This is a genomic window from Flavobacterium sp. LC2016-12 (genome assembly GCF_015351595.1).
Lineage (GTDB): Bacteria > Bacteroidota > Bacteroidia > Flavobacteriales > Flavobacteriaceae > Flavobacterium.
In genome coordinates this window covers 478,070-484,295 of sequence record NZ_JADKPT010000001.1, presented here as the reverse complement: position 1 = coordinate 484,295, position 6,226 = coordinate 478,070, and the positions used below count along the sequence as shown (strand labels likewise).

Sequence of the window (6,226 nt, the reverse complement as noted above, 5' to 3'; positions counted from 1 at the left end):
TTAAAATGAAATTTAAAAAACCAGTTGTCTACTATTTTAAACCACATTTCATTAAAAAAATCACGTATACGGAAGTATACAAAGACCACTTCTTATTCATTTGAATAAAAAATATCTTGAACTTTTGTGGAATACTGATATGAATCAATTTCCAAATAAAATAGAGTGATTTGTTAGGTAGGTAATTTTCAGAAATGAAAATTTATGTCTATTAGCAGAATTTGGGGAATTCTATTAAATATTGAGAGTATGTTTCAATTCGATAAAATGTTGATTAGACAGTCTATCCTTATTTAGAAGATTTACAAAATTCTAAAATTTAAAACATTATTTAATACTAAGGATTATCAATTAAAGTTACGATAATACTTTTTTATTTACAAAGCCGCAATCTGGGGTTTGCAAATAATAAATTGACGTAATATTGACTCTTTTGAAAAACGTTTATAATTAAACTGAAATTTGCTTTTTTTTGCACAAGCTTAATTCTATCTGCAAGAATAAAAAATAAAGCTAAAATAATTTGAAGACCTAATGCAAATTTGATAAGTAGAGTAATTGTCAATTCCATAAGCAAATTAATTAAGTTATTTTAAAAAAAACTTTTAAACTCTAATGCAATAAAAAAATCTTTACTAATATTTTATTTCATCTAAAATGAAAAGGAAATATTATTCTTATAAAGTGTCTTTACAAAAAACATTTTGTTTAACCTTTCTTTCACTAAAATTAATTAAAATGAAAATATAAAACAAGTATAAAATTCTTATTTTTTAAAACTTAAAAAATAACTATATGTTAAAAAAAAGTATTAAACAGCAGGAAAAATGGCACTTTTAAGCAAAAAAGAACTGTTATATTTATCACAAAAAAAAAAATCTATTTCAACAAATCATTAAAAAAGAAGGTTTAAACCTACAAAAAAATAAGATAATCGATTAAAATTGACTTAAACAAATACATTTTAACCGATATAACATTGAATATCAAGTAAAAAGGCCATTCCTTTCATTATTAAGAAAAAACGCGTAGAAATACGGGCCAAAAAAAACATAAAAGTTTAAACAAAAGTTAAAAAAATAAATAAAGGCAAACAATTTAACATTCATTGTTTGCCTTTCCTCAACTTATTTTTGTCTTACTAAAATCTTAAGATTCCAAAATAGTATTAATTTGTTTGAACAATTGACCGTCACTTAAAAAAGCACCTTGCTGAATCAATTCAAAAATAGACGCATTTCTGTCTTCAGTAAATACTTTTTTTCCAACTTTCATTTCAATCGTTTCTGTAAACATATTATCACTTAACCATTGTAAACCATCCTTAGTTAAAAAGTCTGTTTCCGGAACCAGTGATTTTAATACTATTGATTGAACGTGTGTTTCAAAACACTGAAATAAAAAGATATGATTTTTCGAGAAATGCTCCAAAAATTCGGCTCTTGATAAAACACCTTCCCAGATCAAATCAGAGAAAACATCTAATTCCTGTTCAGCAACCTCAGGTTTGTTTATTTTAAGAGAATCCCATTCTGCTTTATCAATAGCCTGCGTAGCCAAAAAGCTGGCAAATTCTGCGTGCAATTCATCAAATTGCTCTTTTGTAAGTCTTGCGTATTTCATTTATTTTCTTTCTTTAAACATTCTAAAAAGAGCCTTCCATTTTTTGCTGTAATTATTCAAAAAAAAGCCCCCGCAAATGCGAGGGCAAATTTATAACTTTTTTTCCTTTACTAGAAAATGTATCTGATACCAAATTGCATTTGCCATCTTGATGTTAAACTGGCATCATAGCTAAAGGTTTTGGTTGGAGCATTATTGAAAGTATAAGTTGGCGTGCTTCCTGCCACGGTCACTCCAATTGGCTGAACGCTTGTTGGAACCTGAACCACTCCCCAATCTGAATTTATCAAATTTCCAAAATTTAAAATATCAATGCTAAATTGAATTGTATTCTTTTTTTCAGAAACAGATGAAACTTTAAAATTATAGTCCTGTAATAGTTTTAAATCACATCTTCCTCTCCATGGAGATACTGCCCCATAACGATCTGCATACTGACCTCTCCTGTCTCTCATATACTTGTCCTGAGCTATAAATTTATCGAAGGCTTCAGCCTGACCAGCTCCGCTAAAAGTCATCTGACCAATTTCTGCGGTTGTAGGGATATATAGTAAATCATTTACAGCTGAACCATCTCCATTAATATCACCTCCATAGGTATAATTAAAACGTCCTCCTTGAGCATATTCTAAGAATGTTGAAACGGTTGTAGCCCATTTGTCATGACCATACTTCCATTTTTTAGAAGCTACACCAATAAAGCGATGATTATCACCATATTTAGAATTTGACAATACATCATTATTTACATTTCCAAGCGCTGGATTAAAAGCAAAAGCATCTCCTGTAATTTCAGCCTCAATAGAGTTTACATCTTTTGATTTTAAGTAGTTATACGCAACGCTTGCATACAAACCATTTTCAAATGTTTTTTGCAATTTAACCGTTGCATTAAAAGCACTTCCTTTATCTGAATTGGTCATTACATAAGCATTATTTGCTCCATGATCTGCCGCCACATAAATTGCTCTGTTATCTACACCGGCCAAAGTTCCTGTTGGAGGTTTTAATCCCCAGTTTTGAACATGTACAGCATTGATATCTTTATTATAAGACAAATCTAAGGTTACTATATAATTGCTTTCAAATCGATGATCAAAACCTAAACTTGTTCTCCAAACCTGAGGCCATTTATAATCAGGGTCCATAATTTGTAAAAAGCTGTCATCGGCACCACTGACCTGATTTCCTAACCATACAAAAGGAATTCTTCCTGTAAAAATTCCAGATCCTCCACGCAACTGAGAAGTAGCATCACCTTTAACATCCCAGTTGAAACCAATTCTCGGTGACCATAAAATTCTGTCGCTTGGCAAGTCTGTTGATATTAACTTAACCGCCTCACCAGTTTGAGGATCATAATAATCAATACTATTGTCTCTGCCAGCACCTCCATTATCTGTATCTATATATTTCTGAATCAAATCAGCTGTGTTAAAGTACAATGGTTTATCTATTCTTAAACCAACAGATAATTTAAAATCATCATTTAAGCTAATATCATCCTGCGCATAAAATGCCAATTGTCCTACGTTCAGTTCTGCCAGTTTCCAACCACCATCTGCCCCAACTTCAAATTGGCTTTTTGTATTAAATGTGTCTTGTGCATATTTAAGGTTTTGCGCAATGATACTCGTTGCATAAGGCTGAGCGGCATCATTTAAGAAATCCTGAGTAGTAAAATAAGGAGTAAAAAAAGTTCCTGCATAACCATTTGGATTCCCAAAGTTGTCATATCCAGCTAAATTAAAAGAATTTTTAAATCCAAATTTCTCAAAAGAAGTTCCAAAAGTAAAGACATGTTTTCCCACTGTATACGTCAGATTATCTGTAATTTGAAACACCTTCTGATCTAAAGTATTGTTGATCGAAAAAGGTTCATGTCCTGCGATGATATAATTAGAACCTGCGCCATCCTGAATATTAATTACAGGAGCCGGAACAGAAAACGGCACGCGATAATCATTAAAATGAGAATATCCAGCCTGTAGTTTATTTGAAACTTTTTCACTGAATTTTGAATTTAACTCCGCTAAAAACGAACTTAAATTATTATTAATCTGATATCCTGAGTTTCTAAACTGTAATATCGAAGCATTTGGTCCCCTAAAACCTAAGGCTGTTGGGTGAGCCGGTTTATCTTTTGAAGCGTCCAGGAAATTATAAATAACAGCCAGTTTATGATTGTCATTAATATTCCAATCTACTTTAATAATTCCTTTATTAGAGTTCGATTCGTGTATAAAACCCTGATAAGCACCTGTATCATAGCCCAAAGCTCCCAAAGCTTCTGAAACCGCTTTCAAATCAGATTCCATAACTCTTGACTCATTAATACCGGTTACACCATCATTATTATTAGCAACGAAATTTGATCCTAAATCACTTCGTTTGTCGATTTCAAAGTTTCCAAAAATGAATAATTTATCTTTAATAATAGGTAGCCCTAAACTAGCACCAGCCTGAGTTTGCTCCAAAGTTGGTACAAATATTTTTTCACCTTTAATTTTACTTCCTGTCAAATCCTGATTTCTGTAAAATGCATAAGCCGTACCATGAAATTCATTTGATCCCGATTTTGTAACAGCATTAACAGAAGCTCCGGTAAATCCTGATAATGTTACATCGTAAGGTGCGGTCGCTACCTGAATTTGCTCAATTGCGTCTAATGAAATTGGCTGAGCTCCAGTTTGCCCACCGGGAGTTGCAGCATCTAATCCAAATGGATTATTAAAAACAGCCCCATTTAAAGAGTAATTATTATACTGATCATTTCTTCCTCCAAAAGAACCACCGCTAGCTGTTGGCTCTAATCTTGTAAAGTCTTCAGCAGATCGTGAAATTGTAGGTAATGCAGTTAATTCCCTTCTGCCAATTGTAGTTTCAGCACCGGTTTTTCCGCTTTTAAAAACTTTGTCCTTAGTTACAATTTTAACTTCCTCCAATGCCTGACTCGCATCTGCTAAGACCACATCAATATTAAAAGGTTTACCTAAATCAAGATAAATATCATCATATTCCTGATTTTGAAAACCTACAAAACTTACTACAATTTTGTAAGGACCTCCAATTCTCATGTTTAAAATACTAAACCTTCCATCTTCATTGGAAACGGCAGTATACTTACCTCCCGTAGGAGTATGGATTGCTAAAATACTGGCGCCGGGCAATAGTTCATTTGTGGAGCTTTTTACAATTCCCTTAATACTCGAAGTTGTTGTTTGCCCTGTAGCCGCGGTTAAGGCCAGCAAACATAACACTAATGCAAAGATTTTTTTCATTTTCCTGATTTTGAGTGAGTTATTATTCTCAAAATTAGGCAAAAAAAAACCACTCCTAAGAGTGGTTTTTATATTTTATTAACAAGAAGTTAACAAAATGTTATTTTTCAGCGATAATCTCGTATGGTAAGTCAACGATAACATCTCTGTGTAAACGGATGCTAGCAGAATATTTTCCAGTACGTTTTACGATACCACTAGTGATGAATTTTCTATCAATAGCGTTACCTGATTTCTCTAATGCTTCAGCAATGTCGATGTTTGTGATAGAACCAAAAAGTTTCTCTCCACCAGCTTTTGCAGTAAGTTTAATTTCTAGAGCTTTTAAAGTTTCAGCTAATGCTTTAGCATCAGCAACCACTTTAGCTTCTTTATGTGCTCTTTGTTTTAGGTTTTCAGCTAAAACTTTTTTAGCAGAAGGAGTTGCTAATGAAGCAAAACCTTGAGGAATTAAAAAGTTACGACCGTAACCAGGTTTTACAGATACTACATCATCTTTAAATCCTAAGTTCTGTACGTCTTGTTTTAAAATAAGTTCCATGTTGTTGTCCTTATATTTTAGAAGTTAGGTTCTGCTTTAACAGAAACCAGCGACTAGAGTTTTTAATTATTTTAATAAATCGGCCACGTATGGCATTAAAGCTAAGTGACGAGCTCTTTTTACAGCTACAGAAACTTTTCTTTGGTATTTTAATGAAGTTCCAGTTAAACGACGAGGAAGAATTTTTCCTTGCTCATTAACGAATTTCAATAAGAAATCAGCATCTTTATAATCAATATACTTGATTCCTGATTTTTTGAAACGACAATACTTTTTAGTTTTGTTAGTTTCAATGTTTAAAGGCGTTAAATATCTGATATCTCCGTCTTTTTTTCCTTTTGCAGATTGTTCGATTGTAGACATAATAATTACGCTTTAGTAGATTTTAATTTAGCTCTTCTTCTCTCCGCCCATGAAATAGCATGCTTGTCTAAACTTACAGTTAAGAAACGCATAACTCTTTCGTCACGTCTAAATTCAGTTTCAAAAGCAATTAGAACTTCTCCAGCTACTTTGAATTCGAATAAATGGTAAAAACCACTTTTTTTGTTTTGGATTTCGTAAGCCATTTTTTTCAGACCCCAATCCTCTTTCGATACCATTTCAGCTCCTCTACTAGTAAGAAATTCTTCAAATTTCGTTACTGTTTCCTTCACCTGAACCTCAGATAAAACGGGATTTAAAATGAAAACAGTTTCATAATGATTCATAAATACAATATTTATTTGTTAAAATTGGGTGCAAAAGTAACCATTCTTTTTATATATACAACACTTTTTTT

Annotated in this window: 5 protein-coding genes; all 5 read right to left on the bottom strand. The window is 32.2% G+C overall.

Annotated elements, in window-relative coordinates:
* Positions 1-1,149 precede the first annotated feature (1,149 nt).
* Positions 1,150-1,623: a DUF6495 family protein gene (locus IRZ99_RS02095; protein ID WP_194655687.1), complete on the bottom strand. Its 474-nt coding sequence runs from the start codon at positions 1,621-1,623 to the stop codon at positions 1,150-1,152.
* Between the two features lie 110 nt (positions 1,624-1,733).
* On the bottom strand, positions 1,734-4,904 hold the full coding sequence (locus IRZ99_RS02090) for a TonB-dependent receptor (protein ID WP_194655686.1): 3,171 nt from the start codon (positions 4,902-4,904) through the stop codon (positions 1,734-1,736).
* A 100-nt stretch (positions 4,905-5,004) separates the two neighbouring features.
* Positions 5,005-5,445: a 50S ribosomal protein L9 gene (rplI, locus tag IRZ99_RS02085; protein ID WP_072971140.1), complete on the bottom strand. Its 441-nt coding sequence runs from the start codon at positions 5,443-5,445 to the stop codon at positions 5,005-5,007.
* Between the two features lie 66 nt (positions 5,446-5,511).
* Positions 5,512-5,808, bottom strand: a complete 297-nt coding sequence (gene rpsR, locus IRZ99_RS02080; RefSeq protein WP_002987043.1) for a 30S ribosomal protein S18 — start codon at positions 5,806-5,808, stop codon at positions 5,512-5,514.
* Positions 5,809-5,813: 5 nt separating this feature from the next.
* Positions 5,814-6,155: a 30S ribosomal protein S6 gene (gene rpsF / locus IRZ99_RS02075; RefSeq protein WP_007810575.1), complete on the bottom strand. Its 342-nt coding sequence runs from the start codon at positions 6,153-6,155 to the stop codon at positions 5,814-5,816.
* Between the last annotated feature and the right edge of the window lie 71 nt (positions 6,156-6,226).

What these genes read in the sequence shown, in the direction of transcription:
- IRZ99_RS02095 (WP_194655687.1), bottom strand. Translation starts at nt 1,623, where the DNA reads ATGAAATACGCAAGACTTACAAAAGAGCAATTTGATGAATTGCACGCA.
- rplI (WP_072971140.1), bottom strand. Translation starts at nt 5,445, where the DNA reads ATGGAACTTATTTTAAAACAAGACGTACAGAACTTAGGATTTAAAGAT.
- rpsF (WP_007810575.1), bottom strand. Translation starts at nt 6,155, where the DNA reads ATGAATCATTATGAAACTGTTTTCATTTTAAATCCCGTTTTATCTGAG.
- IRZ99_RS02090 (WP_194655686.1), bottom strand. Translation starts at nt 4,904, where the DNA reads ATGAAAAAAATCTTTGCATTAGTGTTATGTTTGCTGGCCTTAACCGCG.
- rpsR (WP_002987043.1), bottom strand. Translation starts at nt 5,808, where the DNA reads ATGTCTACAATCGAACAATCTGCAAAAGGAAAAAAAGACGGAGATATC.